Origin of the sequence: Celeribacter sp., from assembly GCF_048270365.1 — a bacterium.
Lineage (GTDB): Bacteria > Pseudomonadota > Alphaproteobacteria > Rhodobacterales > Rhodobacteraceae > Celeribacter.
The window spans coordinates 62,765-82,459 of the sequence record NZ_JBLWTA010000014.1; the positions used below are offsets into that span (position 1 = coordinate 62,765).

A 19,695-nucleotide genomic window follows, 5' to 3' on the forward strand; every position below is an offset into this window, starting at 1 on the left:
AGAAACTTTCAACTTTCCTTCACCTCCCCTTGATGCAACGTGAGGTGCTTTGTTTTCTCTCCTTCAGAGCGCGTTGGGGCCAATCCGTCCCGATCTGCGCCGGATCTTTCGATTTCATGTCAGGGAGGACATCCATGAAATTTCTCGCAACCGCTGCCACCGCCCTTGCGCTTTCCGTGACCGCAACCACCGCTTTTGCCGCCTGTGACGACGGCGAAATGGTGATCAAGTTCAGCCACGTCACCAACACCGACAAGCACCCGAAAGGCATCGCCGCCAACCTGTTCATGGAACGCGTGAACGCTGAGATGGATGGCAAGGTCTGTGTCGAGGTCTACCCGAACTCCACGCTCTACAACGACGATCAGGTGCTCGAGGCGATGCTTCAGGGCGACGTCCAGATGGCCGCGCCGTCGCTGTCGAAATTCGAGACCTTCTCGAAAGTCTACCGCATTTTCGATCTGCCCTTCATGTTCAAAAACATGGACGCCGTGGAAGAGTTCCAATCCTCCGAGGCCGGTCAGAACATGAAAGAGGCCATGGTGCGCCGCGGTCTTTTGGGTCTTGGCTTCTGGCACAACGGTCTGAAACAATTCTCCGCCAACAAACCGCTTCTGGAGCCGGGTGACGCAGCAGGTCTCAAGTTCCGCGTCCAGCCGTCCGACGTGCTCGTCGCGCAGATGAATGCGCTGAAAGCAAGCCCGCAACCGATGGCCTTCTCCGAGGTTTACGGCGCGCTGCAAACCGGCGTTGTGGATGGTCAGGAAAACACCTGGTCCAACATCTACGGCCAGAAATTCTTTGAGGTGCAGGACGGCGTGACAGAGACCAACCACGGTCTTCTCGACTACATGGTCGTGACCTCTGTGGACTGGTGGGAAGGCCTGGACGCCGACATCCGCGACCAGCTCGCCACCATCATGAATGAAGTCACCGCCGAGCGGAACGCCGCCATCGCCGAAGTTGACGCCGACAACCGTCAGGCCGTGCTGGACGCCGGCGGTGTGATTCGCGAGCTGACCGATGAGCAGCGCCAGGATTGGGTCGATGTGATGAAACCCGTGTGGGCCGAGTTCGAGGGCGACGTGGGGGCCGACAACATCGCGCTGGCACAAGAAATCAACGCCAAACACTAAGCGCGTTTCATACGATTGATGGGGCCCTGTCATTAAGACGGGGCCTCGTCCGCACCCTTTCGGGGGAACGGGCCTCGCGCCACGCGGGCCAGAGGGGCAAAAGGGGTCACTCATCATGACACAATATCAAGACAATCAGCCGAAAACGGCGACATCGCGGTTCTTTGACGGGCTCGAAGAGAACATCATCGCCTTCATCCTTGGCGCGATGACGCTCATCACCTTCGTTAATGTGGTGCTGCGTTACGTGTTCAACCATTCCCTGATCTGGGGCCTCGAAGTGGTGCTGATCCTCTTCGCCTGGCTCGTGCTTTTGGGGATTTCCTACGGGTTCAAAAAGACCTCGCATCTGGGCGTCGACGCGGTGATCAACATCCTGCCGTCGCGCGGTCAGCGGGTGCTCGCCATCATCTCCGCCATCGCCTGTCTGGCCTATGCCGGGTTGTTGATGAAGGGCGCTTGGGACTATTGGGCGCCTTTCGCGGCGTTGCAACCGACCGAGGGCCGCTGGTTCCCGTTGGGCTTCACCGAAAACGTGCGCGACCGGGCATTCTACGTCACCGATCAGGTGCCGATGCTGGGCATCTTCCGCTGGCTCGAAGGTGCGATCAACTATGGCGACAGCTATGACAAGCTCCCGCGCGTTGTGCCCTATGCCATCATTCCCTTCTCGGCAGCGCTGATCCTGTTGCGCGTGGTGCAGGCCACCATCCGCATTCTCAAAGGCACGCAGCACTCCCTGATCGTCTCTCACGAGGCCGAAGACGAAGTCGAGCGCGTCGCGCACGGCGAATACGAGGAATAACCCCAATGGATGTCGTCTTTCTCTTTGTCATGGTCGTGGGCCTGTTGCTGATCGGGGTGCCGATCGCGGTTTCTCTCGGCCTCTCCTCCATGATCTTCCTTCTGGTGTTCTCCGACACCTCGCTGGCCTCCGTGGCGCAGTCGCTCTATCAGGCCATGGCCGGGCACTACACGCTTTTGGCCATCCCCTTCTTCATTCTGGCGTCTTCTTTCATGTCGACGGGCGGCGTGGCGAAACGCATCGTGCGCTTTGCCATCGCCTGTGTGGGGCATTTCCACGGCGGTCTGGCGATTGCAGGTGTCTTCGCCTGTATGATCTTTGCCGCACTCTCCGGGTCGTCTCCCGCGACCGTGGTCGCCATCGGCTCCATCGTCATCGCCGCCATGCGCCAGATGGGCTATACCAAGGACTTCGCCGCCGGCGTCATCGCCAACGCGGGCACCTTGGGCATCCTGATCCCGCCCTCCATCGTGATGGTGGTCTACGCCTCCGCCACCGACGTCTCCGTTGGCCGGATGTTCCTCGCGGGCGTCATTCCGGGGCTTTTGGCCGGCACCATGCTGATGCTGGCGATCTACGTGATCGCACGGATCAAGAAGCTGCCGAAAGGCGAATGGGCCGGTTGGGGCGAGATTGGGCGCGCCTTCCGCGAAGCCTTCTGGGGCCTCATGCTCATCGTCATCATCATGGTCGGCATCTACGGTGTGCCGGGGGTGACGGGCGCGATCTTCACGCCGACCGAAGCCGCCGCCGTGGCCTCCATCTACGCCTTCCTCGTGGCCTCCTTTGTCTATCGTGACATGGGCCCTCTGGCGGATCGCGATGGCACCGGGCCGACCTCCTTGCTGGCGAAACCCCATGCGCTTGTGACGGCTTTCTTCCACAAGGACACGCGCCACACGCTGTTCGATGCGGGCAAGCTGACGATCATGCTGATGTTCATCATCGCCAACGCGCTGATCCTGAAACACGTGCTGACCGACGAACAAATCCCGCAGCAAATCGCTCAGGCGATGCTGTCGGCGGGCTTCGGCAAGATCATGTTCCTGATCATGGTCAACGTCATCCTCTTGATCGGGGGCCAGTTCATGGAACCGTCGGGTCTCATCGTGATCGTCGCGCCGCTGGTGTTCCCGATCGCCATCGAACTGGGCGTCGATCCGATCCACCTCGGCATCATCATGGTGGTGAACATGGAGATCGGCATGATCACGCCGCCTGTGGGCCTCAACCTCTTCGTCACCTCGGGCGTCGCCGGGATGCCGATGATGGCCGTGGTCCGCGCCGCCCTGCCGTTCCTCGCGATCCTCTTCGTCTTCCTGATCCTTGTCACCTATGTGCCAGCGATCTCGACCTACCTGCCCACGACCTTGATGGGGCCGGAGATCATTACGAACTGACGAAATGTTCGATACGTGAAAGAAAAGGGGCCTTCGGGCCCCTTTTTGCGTCTCCTTTGTGCGGCAAATACTCAAATAAAAACGGCGCGCCCTGTTGAGAGGACGCGCCGTGAGTATTTCTGCCAAGAAAAAGGGGTCAGGCGCTTGAGGTCAGAGCCGCCAGTGCATCGAGTTTCTTGAGCGCTTCACCGGAGGCGATGCTTTCAGAGGCGATCTCGACGCCTTCTTTGAGGGTGGCGGCCTTGTCCGCGACCACCAAAGCGGCGGCGGCGTTCATGAGGACCGCATCACGATAGGCACCAGTTTCGCCTTTCATCAGGTTCCGAAGCGCCTTGCCGTTCTCTTCGGGCGTGCCGCCGAGGATGTCCTTGAGCGGATGCACCGGAAGGCCTGCGTCCTCGGGGTGGATTTCCATCGAGCGGATGTCGCCATTCTCCAGAGCTGCCACAGAAGTCGCGCCGGTGATCGACACTTCGTCCATGCCCTCGTGGCCATAGACCAGCCAGGCCTTCTCGGAACCGAGCATTTGAAGCACCTCGGCCATCGGCCAGATCAGGTCAGGCGCAAAGGCGCCGGTGAGCTGGCGTTTGACGCCCGCCGGGTTGGTCAGAGGGCCTAAGATGTTGAAGATGGTTTTGCAGCCCAGCTCGACGCGCACGGGACCCACGTATTTCATCGCCGGGTGGTGCATCGGCGCCATCATGAAGCCGATGCCGATCTCGGCAAGTGCCTTTTCGACCACGTCTTGCCCGACCATCACATTGATGCCGTTGACGGACATGGCGTCCGCCGCGCCCGATTTGGACGACAGGTTGCGGTTGCCGTGTTTGGCGACCGGCACGCCTGCGCCCGCGACGACAAAGGCGGTGGCCGTCGAGATATTGAGCGTGCCAAGCCCGTCGCCGCCGGTGCCGACGATGTCCATCGCGCCCTCTGGGGCTTTCACCGGGATGCAGTGATCGCGCATGACCTTGGCGGCGGCGGCATATTCCGACACCGCTTCGCCGCGCGCCCGCAGCGCCATCAAGAGACCGCCCATCTGCGCGGGCGTGGCTTCGCCCTTGAACAAAAGCTCAAAGGCCTGTTCGGCCTGAGCGCGGCTCAGAGGGCCTTCGGAGGCGGCGAAAATCAGGGGTTTCATCGCGTCGCTCATGCCGGTTCGTCCTCTTTCAGCTGGCTCAGGAAGGTTTTGAACATGTCGTGGCCATGTTCAGATCGGATGCTTTCCGGGTGGAATTGCACGCCTTCGATGGGAAGTGTCTTGTGACGCATGCCCATGATGGTGCCGTCTTTCAGCTCCGCTGTGACTTCGAGACAGTCGGGCAGGGTGGCACGATCCACCACCAGCGAGTGATAGCGCGTGCCTTGAAGCGGAGAGGGCAGACCGGCAAAGACGCCTTTGCCCTCGTGGAAAATCTCGCCCATCTTGCCGTGGACGATCTCATGGCAACGGACCACGTCGCCGCCAAAGGCCTCGCCGATGGACTGATGCCCGAGACACACACCGAACAGCGGAATGCCCGCATCGGCGGCGGCATGAATGAGCGGCACACAGATGCCCGCCTCTTTCGGCGTACAGGGGCCGGGCGAGAGCACGATGCCGGTGGGTTTCAGAGCCATGGCTTCCTGCACATTTAACGCGTCGTTGCGGACCACATTGGCTTGCCACCCCAGTTCGCCGATGTAATGGACGAGATTGTAGGTGAAACTGTCGTAATTATCGATCAGCAGCAGCATCTTGGCGATCCTTTCGGCGCGTTTGCGCAAGGGGGGTGAAGGGGCCTCAAAGGGGGATGATCCCGCGTAGAAGCCGGGTTATACATGTTCACAAGGGCCGCACAGGGTCAAGAGGCCGGACGGGGTCTGGTCTGATCGAACGCGGTGTGTGGCGTGATCGAAAAAACACTGATCCGGCGTGGCACGGCTTAGACGTTGAGACTGACCACAGCCCGGCATATGATCGGGAAAATCCGGGCCGTCCCGGAGACAACAGGGACCAATGGTCCGAATGAGCAGGCGAAGGAGCACCGAATGGGGCGCGGAATTCTCACGGGGTTGATCTGGGGCACGATTGTCGGGTTCGGCATCCTGACGGTGGCCAATGAGGTTGTGGCCCCGGTGACTGTGACCTCGTCGCTGCTGGGGGAGGCCGGGGCGGAGGTGACGCCTGATAAAACGCCCGATGTGACATCTGAGATGGCGCCTGAAATGACAGGCGAGCCGACCGAACCCGAGATGACGCACCCGGAGGCGCCGGAGGCCACTGACACGTCTGGCGTCTCCGCCGAAAGCCCCGCCGCCGAGCCCGACCGGTCTGGTGCGCAGCCCGAGGTTGCCATGCCCGAGACCGAGGCCGATGCGACGCCTGAGGCCGCGACAGAGGCCGCCACGGCGCCCGAGATCGAAACCCCGACCGGGCCGCAGACGCCTGACACGGACGAGGCGCTGGACGGGGCGCTGGACGGTGTCGAGACGCCGGAGACCAGCCCGGTCCTGACCCCGCCGCAAGCCATGACGCCCGAGGCCGGTGAAGCTGACAGCCTGCCCGCGACCGAGGAGGCTCTGCCGGGGACGGCCATGCCCGAGGGTGTGGACGAGACGCCCGCCGCTCCTCAGATGCCACGACAACTCGACATGGATTCTGCGCGGATCGAGGCCGCTCCGGGGGCCACGCTGGAAACCGGACCTGATGCCGATACGCTCGCGCAGGACGCCTCCGAAGGTGAGGCGCTGCCCGGTCAAAAAGTCGGGTCTTTCACCGACCGTCAGGACAATCGCGTCTCCTCGCGCCTGCCGTCGATTTCCGCCGCACCCGATACTGGCGCGCCGGTCGTGGTCGCCGACGATCTGCCCGCGCTTTTGGCCTATTCCGCCGATTTCAACCAAACGCCCGCCGGTCCGGTGATGAGCGTGATCCTCGTCGATATCGCCCAGCTTGGGCCCGAGGATGCCGCGCTCTCGAACCTGCCGTTCCCGGTGACCTTTGCCGTCGATGCGCTGGCCACACGGGCAGGCGAACGCGCGCTGTCCTATCGCGACAAGGGCCTCGAAGTGCTCTCCATGGTGTCCCTGCCCGAAGGCGCCACACCGCAAGACGCCGCGGTGACGCTCACGCAGGCCGCCAATCTGGTGCCCGTGTCCATCGGTTTCCTCGATGTCCCCTCCGGCACCTTCCAAAGCTCGCGTCAGGTCGCGGCACAGGTTGTGGCGACCGCACAAGAGAGCGGGCGCGGTTTGGTGACCTTTCCGCGTGGGTTGAATTCTCTGGAACAGGAAGCGCAGCGGGTCAAGGCGCCTGCGGGGCTGGTGTTCCGCGATTTTGACGGGCGTTCGCAGGATGTGGAGGCGATGAAACGCTTCCTCGATCAGGCGGCGTTTCAGGCCGGGACGGGCAAGACGGTGATCCTTTTGGGGCGCTCGAAACCGGACACGATTCAGGCGCTGGCGGAATGGTCGCTTGGCAACCGCGCCGCGACCGTGACGATGGTGCCGCTGTCCTATCTCTTGAGCCGCTCGCAGCTTTGATCCGCACCTCTTTGCGCTGTGCCTTGCGCCTCGGGATGTCCCGCGACGCTTGACAGGGTGCGACATTTTGTCATCCAATCCTTTTCAAGGACCGGCCTAAGCTGGCAGGGAGGGAAATATGACAGAAATGACTGCGGCGGCAGCGCCGTTGCCCGATGTGGCACGTTTGAGCCTATCGGATTTGCGCGCAGCCTTGGCGGCGGGGTGGCGGGATTACCGACGCGCGCCGATGTTTGGCGGGTTCTTCGCCGCCGTTTATGTCTTAATCGGGCTTGGTTTTGTGATTTTCGGTGCGGGCACCGTGCTTTGGACCTTTGCTTTCTCTCTCGCTTTTCCGCTCTTCGCCCCTTTCGCCGCCGTCGGCCTCTACGAGGTGTCGCGCAGGCTCGACCGGGGCGGCGCGATGGATTGGTATAAAATCCTCGGCGTGGTGATGGCCGAACGCGACCGGCAAATCCCCTGGATGGGGGCGATCATCGTCATTTATGTGCTGTTCTGGTCCTTCCTCGCCCATATGATTTTCGCGCTCTTCATGGGGCTGTCGGTGATGACCAATGTGTCTTCGTCTTACGATGTGTTCCTGACGGCCAACGGGGTGACCATGATTGCGGTCGAACTCGCGGTCGGAGGCGTTTTGGCCTTTATCCTGTTTTCGCTGACGGTGACGTCCCTGCCGCATCTCTTGGACAAGGAGGTCGATTTCGTCACCGCCATGTTGTTCTCCCTGCGGGTGGTGCGGGAAAACCTCTTTGTCATGCTGGTCTGGGCAGGGGTGATCGCCGTGGTGACGTTGTTGTCGATGGTGCCGCTGTTCTTGGGGCTCTTCGTGACACTGCCGGTCTTTGGCCACGCGACATGGCATCTCTATCGGCGCGTCCTCACTTAGGAGTTCGACGCCGCCGTGAGGCCTGTGAGGTCAGCATCAACAGGACACCGGCGCCGACAATCACCGCGCCGCCTAACAGCTCAAGCGCATCGGGACGCTCGCCAAAGACCAGCGCGCCGAGGACCATCGCGAACAACAGGCGCGCGTAGCGAAACGGTGTCACGACCGACAGCTCGCCCATCCGCATCGCCATGGTGAGCGCGGTGTAGGCGGCGACGCCCACGGCAGAGGCCAAAGCGACAAAGGCAAGGTCTTTGAGATCGGGCCAGATCCAATAGCCGTCCCAGATCGACAGCAAAATCCCGGAGAGGATCAGCGCGGCAAAGCCTGTGACGCCCAGCTGCGCATAGGACAGCACAGGGGAGGCAGCGCGGGTGGCGAGATCGCGGCCCGCAAAACCGATCATGCCCAAAATGGCGAGAATGGACAGCGGAGAGAACCCGTCGAGGCCCGGGCGGATCACCAAAAGCACGCCGAGAAACCCCAGAGCGATCAGCGCCCAGCGGGTGAGGCTGACGGGTTCGCGAAAGATCACCACGGCGGCGGCGGCCACCATGAGCGGCGTGGCTTGCAGGATCGCCGAGGTGGTGGAGAGCGCGGTGAGCGCCAGCGAGAGGGTGAAGAACACCCGGCCTAACACCTCGAACCCCGCGCGGATCACCATGACGCGCTCGGCCATCACCGGATGCACCACCCGCTCGCGGCGTTGCGCGGTCAGCAGGGCAAAGACCAAGGTGCCGATGAGGCCAAAAATCGTCAGAATCTGCCCCACCGGCAAATGCGTGGCGGCCTGTTTGATCGCCATATCCTCAAGCGAAAACAACGCCATGGACAGCACCATCAAAAGCGCACCTTTGAGATTGCCGGCGTTCAGCGCGGTGTGGGTGGTTGTGGACATCAGGGGTTATTCCGAAAAATCTGCCTCACTCAGCACCTGCATCTCCACCAGCGGCGGCACGGTGGTGACGACTTCGAGCACATGGTTGAGTGCGGCGACGCAGTAGTGGTGCATCTTGTCGGCGTGGTAATCCTCGTAGATCGTCCACTCTTTGACGTGACGCAGGAACACGGCGGAGGGGTTTTCGCGAAAGAGCGAGGCCGGGGTTTTCTCGTCCAGCGCCGGGGCGTCTTCGGGTTTCGAGAATGTCTCATCGGTGATCTTGAAAGAGACGTAATCCTCGAACCGCAGCGTGAAGCGACGCGATCCGGGGCGGACCTCGATCACCTTGGCCTTGCCCAGAAGATCGTCGATCACCGAATTGCCGCTCTTGATCTGATCCGGCTCGCCCTCGATGCCTTCGTCAAAAATCACCGTCAGGCGACGTTCGTTCATGCGCCCCATGCGGAAATCCGAGAGATAAAGGTTTGTCACTTTTTCAAGCTGGCGCAGGGCTTCGGCGGGCATGGGAACTCCGGGGCTATGTGGATGCACGATGGCGGAGGGAGGGGCGGTGTTCAAGCATGAAAAAAGGCGGCCCGGAGGACCGCCTTTCGCATTGAGATGTCAGCTCAGCTTATTCGCCCTTGGCTGCAGCAGTGGCTTGGGACACAGCGGCAGAGGTCTGCGGCGCGGCAGAGGCCGGAACTGCGGGTTTGGAGCCGTTGGCCAGCGGATCATCGGCGCGTTGCACGGAGCCTTCGAAATGGGCGCCAGACTCGATGGCGATGGTTTTATGGATGATGTCGCCTTCGACCTTCGCGGTCGAGGTCAGGCGGACTTTCAAGCCACGCACGCGGCCCACGATGCGGCCGTTGACGACGACGTCATCGGCCATCACTTCGCCTTTGATCATCGCGGTCTCACCCACGGTCAAAAGATGCGCGCGAATGTCGCCTTCGACGGTGCCTTCGATCTGGATGTCGCCAGAGGTCTTCAGATTGCCGGTCACGGTCAGATCAGACGACAGCACGGAGGCCGGCGGTTTCGGCTTCGACGCAGGGGCGGCGAAATCGGGGGCCGGAGACTTCGGCATGGCGGGCTTGGCAGCCGCCGCTTCGGGTTTCTTCACGTCCTCGCCCTGTTTCGGGCCCGGTTCGTTGATCCTGCTTTTAGAAAACATCGTTGGCAGCCTTAATATAGATCATCGGATTGACGGCCTTGCCACCCACGCGCACTTCATAGTGCAAATGCGTGCCAGTGGACCGGCCAGAATTTCCCATAGCACCGATTTGCTCGCCACGCGAGACCCTTTGCCCGACTTTCACCATTATTTGCGATTGGTGGGCATAGCGGGTTTCGATGCCGAACTCGTGTTGGATCTTCACCAGGCGCCCGTAGCCCGACTGCCAACCGGCGAATGTCACGACCCCGTCGGCGGTGGCATAAAGCGGCGTGCCGTAGGCGGCGGCAAAGTCCTGACCCTCATGCATCCGCCCCCAGCGCGGGCCGTAGGGAGAGGTCATGCGGAAGGCACCTTTGATCGGTAGGGCAAAGGGTGCCTTTTGGGCGGCGATGCGGTAGAGGTTCAGCCGATCCATCTTGTCGATGATCGCATTGGCGCGCATCGAATCCGGGTCGACCATGCCGCCCTTGGTCGAAAATGTGATCGGCGTGAGCGGGCCGCCCTGACCGGAATAGCCCTTTTTCACCGTCGCGATCAGGTTTTCCGGGTCCATGCCGGCCGATTTGAACATCTTGTCGAGAGGGGCGACAGAGATCGTCACGGCGTCTTCGAGCTGCGAGAAAATCCGATCGTTCTTTTCTTCCATCAGGCGCAGGTCAATTTCGAGAGCATCGGCCATCCGCAGGGCTTCACTGGCGGAAATGACCATGTCGTCACGCTCGGCGGCGGTATCTGCGAGAGCGGAGGTCAGCACGTCGACCGTGGCCTCGACTTCCTGCGCGCTCATGCCGTTTTGCGCGCCGTTCTCGCCGTTGATCTGGGCCACAAGCTGGGCTTTGTCGGCCTCGGCTTCGTCGCGGGCTTTCAAGGCCTTGCGCAGATTGGCCTGCACCACCTCGACGCCGGTTTCCAATTCGCGCACACGTTCTTCGGAGGCCAGCAATTGCGATTGCATCACGGAGATCTGTTCGAGCGCGGTGTTGAACCGGGCCTGCGCGGCGGCGGCCTCTTCGGCGCGCATGTCGCGCTCATTGGCCAGTTCGGCCACGCGGTTTTCAAACAGAACGAGATCGCGCCCAGATTGTTCGCGCAGATTGCCGGACCCGATGCTGTCCATCAAAAGGATCGAGGTCGCGATGATCAGCCAGCCAGCGAAGACAGTGGTGCCGGTAAAGGCCACCAGTTGCGTCAGCGGGCTGATCCGAAGATAGCGGGTGTCGTTGTCCGAACGCAGAAACACCCGGCGTTCCGGGAAGCTGCGCTCAAGCATGTGGTTGAGCTTATAAATCATGGTGTTGTTCGTTGTGGCCGTGCCAAACCGTCCTCAATGTCCATCCCTCATCCGCTTTGCAGTCTCATAACCTCTGTGCCGCTCCAAAGAGCTTGCGCAGATCTGACTTTACCCCGTAGGGCCGATCCCCGTCTGAAGCGGACATTCGACCCTTCCTGCAAGCGGTTGCACTTCTGTTAGCGAAGCTTTCCCCATGGGGCAACGTTTTTGCCCTTTTGTTTGGCAGATGCGCGGAAGATCAGCGGGAAATGACAAATTGTTGGCGGTTTCTCGCCTATGTTGGCGCTCGCGGGCTGTGTCCGTTCCGCCCGACTGCGACCGGCTGTCGCAACAGCTCCGACGTGGAGGGGTTAGCTCCACGCAGGCGGCAATTCCTCAGCCAGAGGCCAGTAGAAATCCGGTGGCATGCCTGCTTCGGCGCGTTTTTCCTCATTGAAAGGCGCTTTGGTGCCACCCGGGAAATAGCGCCTGACGAGCGCGTGGAATTCCTCTTTCGGGTCAATGCCCTGACGCCCGCAGAGAAAGTTGAACCATTTCGCGCCATAGGCGACATGGCCGACCTCTTCGGCGTAGATCACGTCGAGCGCGGCGACTGTTTCCGGGTCCTTGGCGTTCTGGAAAATCTTGATCATGCCCGGCGTCACATCGAGACCGCGTGCCTCCAAAACCATAGGCACGACCGCAAGCCGCCCCATAATGTCCTCTGCCGTGTCCTCGGCGGCGCGCCACATTCCGGCATGCGCGGGCATGTCGCCGTAGAAAGACTCCATCGCCTCCAACCGGTCACAGACCAGATTGAAATGCTTGCTTTCCTCATCCGCCGATTTCACCCAGTCGTCGTAAAATCCAAGCGGCATGTCGATATCTGTAAAGCGCGCGACGATATCCCAGTGCAAATCCACCGCATTCAGTTCGATATGTGCAATGGCGTGCAGGATCGCCTTGCGGCCCTCAGGGCTTCCGGGTTTACGCTTCGGCACGTCGCGCGGGTTCAACAACTCCGGACGCTCAGGCCGTGCGGGCTGCATCGGCGGATTGGCCGTGCCGAGCGGGATCGGTGTCCCGCCCGCGCGGCTCTCACGCCAAAGTGCTGCGTATTTATGGGAGAGGGCGGTATTTTCACGACCGTCGGCGGTGCGCAGCACCGCCTCGGCCATTTCAGCCAGAGTAAGGCTCATGCCTTGGCGGCCTCAAGCACCTCGTTCGCGTGGCCCGCGACTTTCACCTTGGGCCAGACTTGCGCGACTTTGCCTTCTTCATCAAGGAGATAGGTCGCGCGGACAATGCCCCAAAAGGTCTTGCCATACATCTTTTTCTCCGCCCAAACGCCATAGTCCTCACAGACCGTGCCGTTTTCGTCGGACAAAAGCGGGATGCCCAAAGAATGCTTGGCGCAGAAATTGTCGTGCTTTTTGACCGAGTCCTTCGAGATGCCAAAGACCGCGACACCCGCCGCCTCGAACTCGGATTTCAGCGCGGTGAACTCCAGCGCCTCGGTGGTGCAGCCGGGGGTGTTGTCTTTCGGATAGAAATAGAGAACCACCTTTTGACCTTTGAGATCGGAGAGCGTCACATCGCTGCCGCCGTCGCGGGGCAGGGTAAAGTCGGGGGCTGTCGTGCCAAGATCAAGCATATTTGTCTCCTCATATCTGCTGACATAGTGCTTTACGCGTTGCAGAGGCTTTCGGTTTCGTTTTAGGCCGCTTTGCGACAAGATGAAACCGATCCCGTTAAAGAGGATACCGAGAGCAGACGCATGCGTGAGCCGATCTCACAGGACAAAGGTGATGTGACCGAAGAGGCCCCGGAGGCCGCTGCGGAGCAGGTCTCTGTGCCGGAACCAGAGGTCAAACCTGTGCCCGGACCGGAGCGCAAAAAGCGCCCGACTCATCACATCATCGGGTTCTGGACGCTGGCGTTTCTCTTGGCGCTGGTGATTTTCGCGGCCCTTGCGGTGTTGGCCGTCACCGGGCGCGAGATCACCTTTCCCGAGGCGATCACCAGTCGGATCGAGCGCAAGATCAACAGCGAACTCAATGGCCCCGAGGTCTCCATCGGCGAGATCATCGCCATTGTCGACAGCCATTTCGTGCCGCGTGTCACTGCGCGCAACGTGGGTCTGATTGACGGCACCGGCGCCGAGATCGCTCGGCTCAATGAATTGCGCGCGGTGCTGTCGAAAGAGGCGTTGAAAGCCCGCCAGCTTCGCCCCGATACGCTCAGACTGTCGGGCGCGCAGATCACCGTGCGGCGCAGTCAGGACGGCGCTTTCGCGCTGGATTTTGGCGGCACGCAGCGGGTGACGGGCTCGGGCGTCGAAGTGCTTGAGGCCATCGATCGTGTCTTTTCCTCCGATCCGCTCTCGGGCATTTCCCGGATCGAGGCGCGCGAGTTGACCGTGTCCCTGGAAGACGCGCGGTCTGGTCGCATCTGGCAGGCAACGGATGCGGGCGTGACCCTGATCAACACGGATCAGGACATTGATATCACGATGAATTTCGAGATTTTCAATGGCACGGAAGACTTGGCGAAAATTGAGCTTGGTTTTGGCTCGAACAAAGGCTCACTGGCCTCGTCGATCTCGCTCAATATGGACAATGCGCCAGCGCGGGATTTTGCGCTGCAAAGCCCGACGCTCTCGTTTCTCTCCGTCGTCGATGCGCCGATCTCTGCCGCGATGCGGGCCGAGATCGGGCCGGACGGGCAATTGGCGCAATACACCGGCTCGCTCGAGATCGAGGCGGGTCAGATCGTTGCCGCCGAGGGCGCGGAGCCGCTCGATTTCGAAGGGGCCAAGGGTTATTTTGACTACGATCCCATCGACAAACGCATCCTCTTTCCCGAGCTGAGGCTTGAGACCGACGCGCTGGACATCACCAGTCAGGGCCAAGTGTTGCTCCGGGATTTCGAGGGCAGCTGGCCGCAGAGTTTCACCGGGCAATGGCGCATTTCCGAGCTGCGGGTGGCGCCAGAAGGGCTGTTCCCGGAGCCGCTGGTGTTCGATCAGGCGTTGATCACGGCCAAGCTGCGGCTCGATCCTTTTGTGCTGGATTTTGGCCAGATTGATCTTGCGCAGGGCGATCTCTGGCTGCGCGGCAAGGGCCGGGCCGAGGCAGGTCCAGAGGGCTGGTCCGCCGCGCTCGATCTGTCGGTCGATGAGATGACACAGGCCGAGCTTATCGCGCTCTGGCCGCCCGCTGCCGTGGCCAAGACCCGGAGTTGGATGGCGGAAAATATCTTTGACGCGACCTACCGCGATCTCGATCTGGCGCTGCGCTTCGCGCCGGGACAGAGCCAACCGACACTCGCCATGGATTGGGATTTCGACGCGCTCGACATGCGCTACATGGCCGCCTTGCCGCCTGTGTCGGATGGGCATGGCTACGGTGCGCTGTTTGGCTCGGCCATGACCATCACCATGAACGGCGGCACCATCGAGGCGCCCTCTGGCGGGCCTGTGGAGGTCGCGGGCACGGTGCTGCGCATTCCGGATATTTTCGTGAAACCTGCGCGCCTTGAGATCGGGTTAAAAACCCAGTCTTCCGTCGAGGCGGGGCTGGCGCTTGTCGCAGGCCCCCCGTTTAACGCGCTGCGCGAGTCCACCTTTGGCCCGGATGTGGCCGAGGGACAGGCGGTACTTTCGGGGCAGATCGGCTTTCCACTGATCAAGAAGGTGATGTTCGAGGATGTGAATTTCCTGTTGAACGGCACTCTGACGGAGGTTTCGACCGATCAATTGATGCCGGGGCAGGTGCTGAGCGCGGATCGGTTGGCGCTGACCATGGACCCTTCGGGCCTGTCGATTGCGGGGGCGGCCCGGATCGGCACGGCGCAGATGTCCGGCCAATGGCGCAAGAATTTCGGCCCCGATCACAAAGGCCGCTCCGATATGGTCGGTCAGGCGCGGATCAATCAGGCGCTTTTGGACACGTTCAACATTGCATTGCCCAAGGGCATGATCGCGGGCGAGACCGAGGGTGCGCTCACCGTCGCGCTCAGAAAAGGTCAGCCGCCCGCTTTCGAAGTCACCTCCGATCTCTCCGGCCTGCGCCTGTCGTTCGCGCCGGTGGGCTATGGCAAGCCGGCGGGCACCCGTGGGCAATTGGTGCTCAAGGGCACGGCGGGGCCGCAGCCGGAGATCACCACATTTGAGCTGTCTGGCGCGGGGTTGTCGGCGCGCGACGGACGGGTGGAGATCGCGCCGGGCGGGCAATTCGAGCGGCTGAGCTTTGGACGCGTCACTCTGGGCGATTGGTTCGATGCGCCGCTGTCCATCGTGGGGCAGGGGGCGGGCAAGCCCGTGAAAGTCGAGATCACTGGCGGGCGGCTCAATCTGGCGCGGGCGACATTTGGCGGCTCGGGCGGTGGCGGCACCACAGGACCCGTGCCCATCGAGGTGCAACTCGATCGGCTGACCCTCAGCGAGGGGCTGGCGCTCCATGGCTTTTCCGCGCGGTTGTCTTCGGGGGCGGGCGTCACCGGGTCGTTCAGTGGACGGCTGAATGGCACGGGCGCCCTGACCGGCACGATCCGTCCCGGCGTGCATGGCCCGACCATCACCGCCACTTCGCAAGACGCGGGCGCTGTGGTCTCCGCCACCGGCGTGCTGGAACGCGCCTCGGGTGGGGTGTTGAACCTCGGGCTGACCGCCTTGCCGGAAGAGGGTAGCTTTGATGGGCGGGTCACCATCGACGACATTCGCGTGCACTCCGCGCCCTCCTTGGCCGAACTTTTGTCGGCGATTTCCGTCGTTGGTCTGATCGAGCAGATGACCGGAGGCGGCGGGATTCTCTTTACCCATGCGCAAAGCGATTTCATTCTGCGCCCCGGGCGGTTGACCGTCAAAGGGGCAACGGCCGAGGGGCCGTCCCTTGGCATCACCATCGAAGGGCTCTATGACACCGCGGCCAAGACCGTGGACATGCAGGGTGTGGTGTCGCCGATCTACTTCGTCAACGCGCTGGGCCAGATCGTGTCGCGCAAGGGCGAGGGGTTGTTCGGCTTCACCTACACGTTGACCGGCGCGGCCAAATCCCCCTCCGTGGGCGTCAACCCGCTGTCTCTGCTCACGCCGGGGGCGTTGCGCAATATTTTCCGCAAGGCACCGGCGGGCGATCAGTGAAACCAAACCTGAGGCACATATGAAACTTTCCGACTTTGATTTCGACCTGCCCGAGGCGCTGATCGCCACACGGCCTGCCAAACCGCGCTCCTCCGCGCGGCTCTTGGTGGCGACGCCCACGCGGATCGTAGACGGGCATGTCATCGATCTTTTGGAGTGGTTTCAGCCCGGCGACCGGTTGGTTTTGAATGACACGAAAGTGCTGCCCGCACGGCTCACGGGCAAGCGTGGCCGTGACACGGCGCAGGGCTATCAGGAGGCGAAGATCGAGGTCACGCTTTTGGAGCCACAGGCCGAGGCAGGGCAGTGGAAGGCGCTCATCAAGCCGTTGAAAAAAATCAAGGAAGGCGAAGAGGTGCGGTTCTCGGATGCTCTCTCCGCCACCCTGATCGCGAAAGAAGACGGCGAGGCCGTGGTCGCGTTCAACCTCTCGGGCGAGGATTTCGACACAGCGCTGGCGGAGGCCGGTTCCATGCCGCTGCCGCCCTATATCGAGGCCAAACGCAAGGCCGACGCGCAGGACAAGGAAGACTATCAAACCGTCTGGGCCCGTAATATGGGCGCGGTTGCCGCTCCCACGGCGTCTTTGCATTTCGATGAGCCGCTGTTGAAGGCGCTCGCGGAAAAGGGCGTCGAGTTCACCTATGTGACGCTGCATGTGGGGGCGGGGACATTCCTGCCGGTGAAGGTGGATGATGTTTCAGATCACAAGATGCACTCGGAATGGGGCGAGGTGTCCGAAGGCGCGGCCCGCGAGATCAACACCACGAAACAAAAGGGCGGGCGGGTGATCCCGGTCGGCACCACGGCGCTGCGCCTCATTGAAAGTGCGGCGCCCGCGCCGGGTGTGATCGCGCCCTTCCTGGGCGAGACCGATATTTTCATCAAACCGGGCTATGAGTTCCGTGTGGCCGATGCGCTTATGACCAATTTCCACCTGCCGAAAAGCACGTTGTTGATGCTGGTCTCCGCACTCATGGGACGGGAACGGATGCGGGCGGTTTACGATCATGCCGTCGCCGAAGGGTATCGGTTTTTTTCCTATGGCGATGCGTCCTTGTTGTTGCCGCATGCGGAGTGAGGTCTGAAATCTGTGGCATATGGCGTTAAGTCTAGCGCGTTAACCTTAACATCCGGGTAAGATGTGCGGTGTAAAAGGCTCGGGCAACGGCGATTCTGCGCGGCAGTCTGCTTTCCCTCACATCCCGAATCCCCTAGGGTCCCGCCATGAATAAAGTGCTCTCTTCCTCCGCGCCCCTCCTCTTGGGGATCATGCTCCTGATGATCGGCAATGGCCTGCAAGGCACGCTTTTGGGTGTGCGTGGCGTGGCCGAAGGGTTTTCGACCTTCGAAATTTCCATCGTCATGTCGGCCTATTTCGCGGGCTTTCTGGGCGGCTCGCAGGCGGCGCCGCGTCTCATTCGCCGCGTCGGTCACGTGCGGGTCTTTGCGGCGCTGGCCTCTTTTATCTCGGCGGCGCTGATCCTCTTTCCGGTGGTCGCGAACCCCTGGGTCTGGACCGCTCTGCGTGTGGTTTTGGGGTTCTGTTTCTCGGGCGTTTACGTGACGGCGGAAAGCTGGCTCAACAATTCCACCACCAACGAACAACGCGGCAAGGTCCTGTCGGCCTATATGTTGGTGCAAACCGTGGGCATCATCGCCGCGCAGTGGATCCTGGCCGAGGGCGATCCTTCGGGCTTTGTGCTCTTCATCATCCCCTCCGTGCTCGTGTCGATCTCCTTCGCGCCGATCCTTCTGTCGATCTCTCCGACGCCTGCGTTCGAGACCTCGAAACCGCTCTCTCTCGTCGAGTTGTTCCGCATTTCGCCTCTGGGCTGCATCGGCATGTTCTTGATGGGCGGCGTCTTTGCCTCGCAAATGGCCATGGCTGCGGTTTATGGCGGGCAGGCTGGCTTCACGCTTGGCCAAATCTCCGCTTTCGTGGCGGCAATCTACATGGGGGCGCTGTGCTTTCAGCTGCCGATCGGCTGGATTTCGGACCGCTCCGACCGCCGCAAAGTGATTTTCGGTGCCGCAGGTGTCGGAGCTTTCGCCTGTGTTCTAGGGGCGATTTTCGCGCAGAGCTATGTCTTCGTGCTCGCTGCGGGCTTTATTGCCGGGGGCATGGCCACCCCGCTGTATTCGCTGCTCATCGCCCACACCAATGACTATCTCGAACCCGAAGACATGGCCGCCTCTTCGGGGGGGCTGATTTTCATCAATGGCGTCGGTGCCGTCGGCGGTCCTTTGATTGCCGGTTACATGATGACGGGCTTTGGGCCGCAGGGCTATTGGGTGTTCCAGATCTTTCTCTTGGGTGGCATCGCGCTTTATGCGCTTTGGCGGATGACGCGGCGCGCGGCGGTGGAGGATACATCCTCCTATGTGGCGGTGATGCCCTCGACGACCACGGTGGTGGCCGAGCTTGCGCAGGAGGTCGCCAACGACATGAACGACATGGCGGAGGAGGCCGAGACCCATCAAGAGGCCGAGGCTCAGGTGGAGGATCGTGCGTGAAATGCTGTAAATGCGCAACAATTGGAAAAGTGACGCGGTGTTAGCGATAATTAACTTGTGCCGCACCTTGGGCTTTGTAACGCTTCTGTAAAGTTTTGCCCCAGGAGCGACGACAAATGCACAGCGCCGAGAAAACCCCCGAGGACATTTTGGCCTTTTGGCTTGATGAGCTGGATCCGTCGCAATGGTATGTGGCTGATGAGGCGCTCGATCAGCGGATTCGTGACGCGTTTTTGCCGACCTGGCAGAAGGCGCAGGAGGGGGCCTATTCGCTTTGGCTCACTTACCCGTCGGGCGCTTTGGCCTACATCATCCTCAACGACCAAATGCCGCGCAACATGTTCCGGGGCGAGGCTAAGGCCTTTGCCTCCGACTCGATGTCTCTGGCCGCAGCGAAAGCGGCAGTGGACAAGGGCTGGGACATGCGGATCGATGCGCCCGCGCGCCAGTTCTTTTACCTGCCGATGATGCACAGTGAAAACCTGTCCGATCAGGAGCGCTGCGTGCGGCTGATCTGTGAACGGCTGAAAGGCGAAGAGAGCAATCTTTTGCACGCCAAGGCGCATCGCGAGGTCATTCGCATGTTCGGGCGTTTCCCCTATCGCAACGCGGCACTGGCACGGGCCACGACGCAAAGCGAGGCGCGGTTCCTCGCCGAAGGTGGCTACGCGGAGATTTTGCGCGGGCTTCAACCCATCGCGGCCTGATTTCTCACACATGCTCCGAGCTATGCGCATCCCGCTCGAGCTATGCATTGGGCGGGATGCAGCATTTCATGCGGAATGTGTAGAGCTTCATTGCTCCGTTTTTCCAGATAGTTTAGTGTCAAACTAATTTCTGGTTTCGGGAGGACCCACCATGTCTGACACATCTTTCGACCTCATCGTGATCGGCGCTGGCCCTGGTGGCTATGTGGCCGCCATTCGTGCGGCGCAGTTGGGGCTTAAGGT

The 19,695-nt window shown here is 61.4% G+C and carries 18 protein-coding genes; 10 read left to right on the forward strand and 8 right to left on the reverse strand.

Features of this window, described 5'->3' with window-relative positions:
• Positions 1 to 134 precede the first annotated feature (134 nt).
• The 3 genes from ACN0X0_RS17335 (at position 135) to ACN0X0_RS17345 (ending at position 3,341) form a co-directional block, all read left to right on the forward strand.
• Entirely contained in the window at positions 135 to 1,136 is a 1,002-nt protein-coding gene (locus ACN0X0_RS17335; protein ID WP_417280175.1) for a DctP family TRAP transporter solute-binding subunit, read from the forward strand.
• Positions 1,137 to 1,251: 115 nt separating this feature from the next.
• Positions 1,252 to 1,941, forward strand: coding sequence for a TRAP transporter small permease (locus ACN0X0_RS17340; RefSeq protein WP_417263660.1), 690 nt, complete (start codon positions 1,252 to 1,254; stop codon positions 1,939 to 1,941).
• Positions 1,942 to 1,946: 5 nt separating this feature from the next.
• Positions 1,947 to 3,341 carry a TRAP transporter large permease gene (locus ACN0X0_RS17345; protein WP_417280176.1) on the forward strand — a complete coding sequence of 465 codons (1,395 nt, stop codon included), beginning with the start codon at positions 1,947 to 1,949 and terminating at the stop codon, positions 3,339 to 3,341.
• Positions 3,342 to 3,477: 136 nt separating this feature from the next.
• Here the strand turns inward: ACN0X0_RS17345 and trpD are convergent, their stop codons facing one another.
• A complete protein-coding gene (trpD, locus tag ACN0X0_RS17350) occupies positions 3,478 to 4,494 on the reverse strand; it encodes an anthranilate phosphoribosyltransferase (protein ID WP_417280177.1) in 1,017 nt (338 codons plus the stop codon).
• The gene (locus tag ACN0X0_RS17355; RefSeq protein ID WP_417280178.1) at positions 4,491 to 5,078 is read right to left on the reverse strand and encodes an anthranilate synthase component II; all 588 of its coding nucleotides are present in this window, start codon (positions 5,076 to 5,078) and stop codon (positions 4,491 to 4,493) included. Before ACN0X0_RS17355 ends, trpD begins: the two co-directional genes overlap by 4 nt.
• A gap of 294 nt (positions 5,079 to 5,372) precedes the next feature.
• On the opposite strand from ACN0X0_RS17355, the gene ACN0X0_RS17360 reads away from it, so the two are divergent.
• Both ACN0X0_RS17360 and ACN0X0_RS17365 read left to right on the forward strand, forming a co-directional pair.
• Positions 5,373 to 6,866 (forward strand): divergent polysaccharide deacetylase family protein, encoded by a 1,494-nt coding sequence (locus ACN0X0_RS17360; RefSeq protein WP_417280179.1) that lies wholly within the window; start codon positions 5,373 to 5,375, stop codon positions 6,864 to 6,866.
• Positions 6,867 to 6,984: 118 nt separating this feature from the next.
• Entirely contained in the window at positions 6,985 to 7,752 is a 768-nt protein-coding gene (locus ACN0X0_RS17365; protein WP_417280180.1) for a DUF2189 domain-containing protein, read from the forward strand.
• Here the strand turns inward: ACN0X0_RS17365 and ACN0X0_RS17370 are convergent.
• The 6 genes from ACN0X0_RS17370 to bcp all read right to left on the reverse strand — a co-directional run bounded on the left by ACN0X0_RS17370 (position 7,745) and on the right by bcp (position 12,739).
• The gene (locus ACN0X0_RS17370) at positions 7,745 to 8,650 is read right to left on the reverse strand and encodes a DMT family transporter (RefSeq protein ID WP_417280181.1); all 906 of its coding nucleotides are present in this window, start codon (positions 8,648 to 8,650) and stop codon (positions 7,745 to 7,747) included. The two genes, ACN0X0_RS17365 and ACN0X0_RS17370, sit on opposite strands and share 8 nt — an antisense overlap.
• Positions 8,651 to 8,656: 6 nt before the next feature.
• Entirely contained in the window at positions 8,657 to 9,157 is a 501-nt protein-coding gene (locus ACN0X0_RS17375; RefSeq protein WP_417280182.1) for a hypothetical protein, read from the reverse strand.
• 109 nt (positions 9,158 to 9,266) lie between these two features.
• Complete coding sequence (locus ACN0X0_RS17380; RefSeq protein WP_417280183.1) at positions 9,267 to 9,812, reverse strand: bactofilin family protein; 546 nt, start codon at positions 9,810 to 9,812, stop codon at positions 9,267 to 9,269.
• Positions 9,802 to 11,106: a M23 family metallopeptidase gene (locus ACN0X0_RS17385; protein ID WP_226553290.1), complete on the reverse strand. Its 1,305-nt coding sequence runs from the start codon at positions 11,104 to 11,106 to the stop codon at positions 9,802 to 9,804. The genes ACN0X0_RS17380 and ACN0X0_RS17385 overlap by 11 nt, the downstream gene beginning before the upstream one ends.
• Before the next feature lie 350 nt (positions 11,107 to 11,456).
• Positions 11,457 to 12,284: a ferritin-like domain-containing protein gene (locus ACN0X0_RS17390; protein ID WP_417280184.1), complete on the reverse strand. Its 828-nt coding sequence runs from the start codon at positions 12,282 to 12,284 to the stop codon at positions 11,457 to 11,459.
• The gene (gene bcp, locus ACN0X0_RS17395) at positions 12,281 to 12,739 is read right to left on the reverse strand and encodes a thioredoxin-dependent thiol peroxidase (protein WP_417280185.1); all 459 of its coding nucleotides are present in this window, start codon (positions 12,737 to 12,739) and stop codon (positions 12,281 to 12,283) included. Before bcp ends, ACN0X0_RS17390 begins: the two co-directional genes overlap by 4 nt.
• Before the next feature lie 123 nt (positions 12,740 to 12,862).
• On the opposite strand from bcp, the gene ACN0X0_RS17400 reads away from it, so the two are divergent.
• From ACN0X0_RS17400 to ACN0X0_RS17420, 5 genes are all read left to right on the forward strand, one after another.
• Positions 12,863 to 16,228, forward strand: coding sequence for an AsmA-like C-terminal region-containing protein (locus ACN0X0_RS17400; RefSeq protein WP_417280186.1), 3,366 nt, complete (start codon positions 12,863 to 12,865; stop codon positions 16,226 to 16,228).
• A gap of 19 nt (positions 16,229 to 16,247) precedes the next feature.
• A complete protein-coding gene (queA, locus tag ACN0X0_RS17405; protein ID WP_417280187.1) occupies positions 16,248 to 17,309 on the forward strand; it encodes a tRNA preQ1(34) S-adenosylmethionine ribosyltransferase-isomerase QueA in 1,062 nt (353 codons plus the stop codon).
• Between the two features lie 146 nt (positions 17,310 to 17,455).
• Positions 17,456 to 18,745 (forward strand): MFS transporter, encoded by a 1,290-nt coding sequence (locus tag ACN0X0_RS17410; protein ID WP_417280188.1) that lies wholly within the window; start codon positions 17,456 to 17,458, stop codon positions 18,743 to 18,745.
• Positions 18,746 to 18,861: 116 nt separating this feature from the next.
• Complete coding sequence (locus ACN0X0_RS17415; protein WP_417280189.1) at positions 18,862 to 19,452, forward strand: DUF924 family protein; 591 nt, start codon at positions 18,862 to 18,864, stop codon at positions 19,450 to 19,452.
• A 151-nt stretch (positions 19,453 to 19,603) separates the two neighbouring features.
• Positions 19,604 to 19,695 (forward strand): FAD-dependent oxidoreductase (locus ACN0X0_RS17420; RefSeq protein WP_417280192.1); only part of this gene is annotated, 92 nt, incomplete at its 3' end.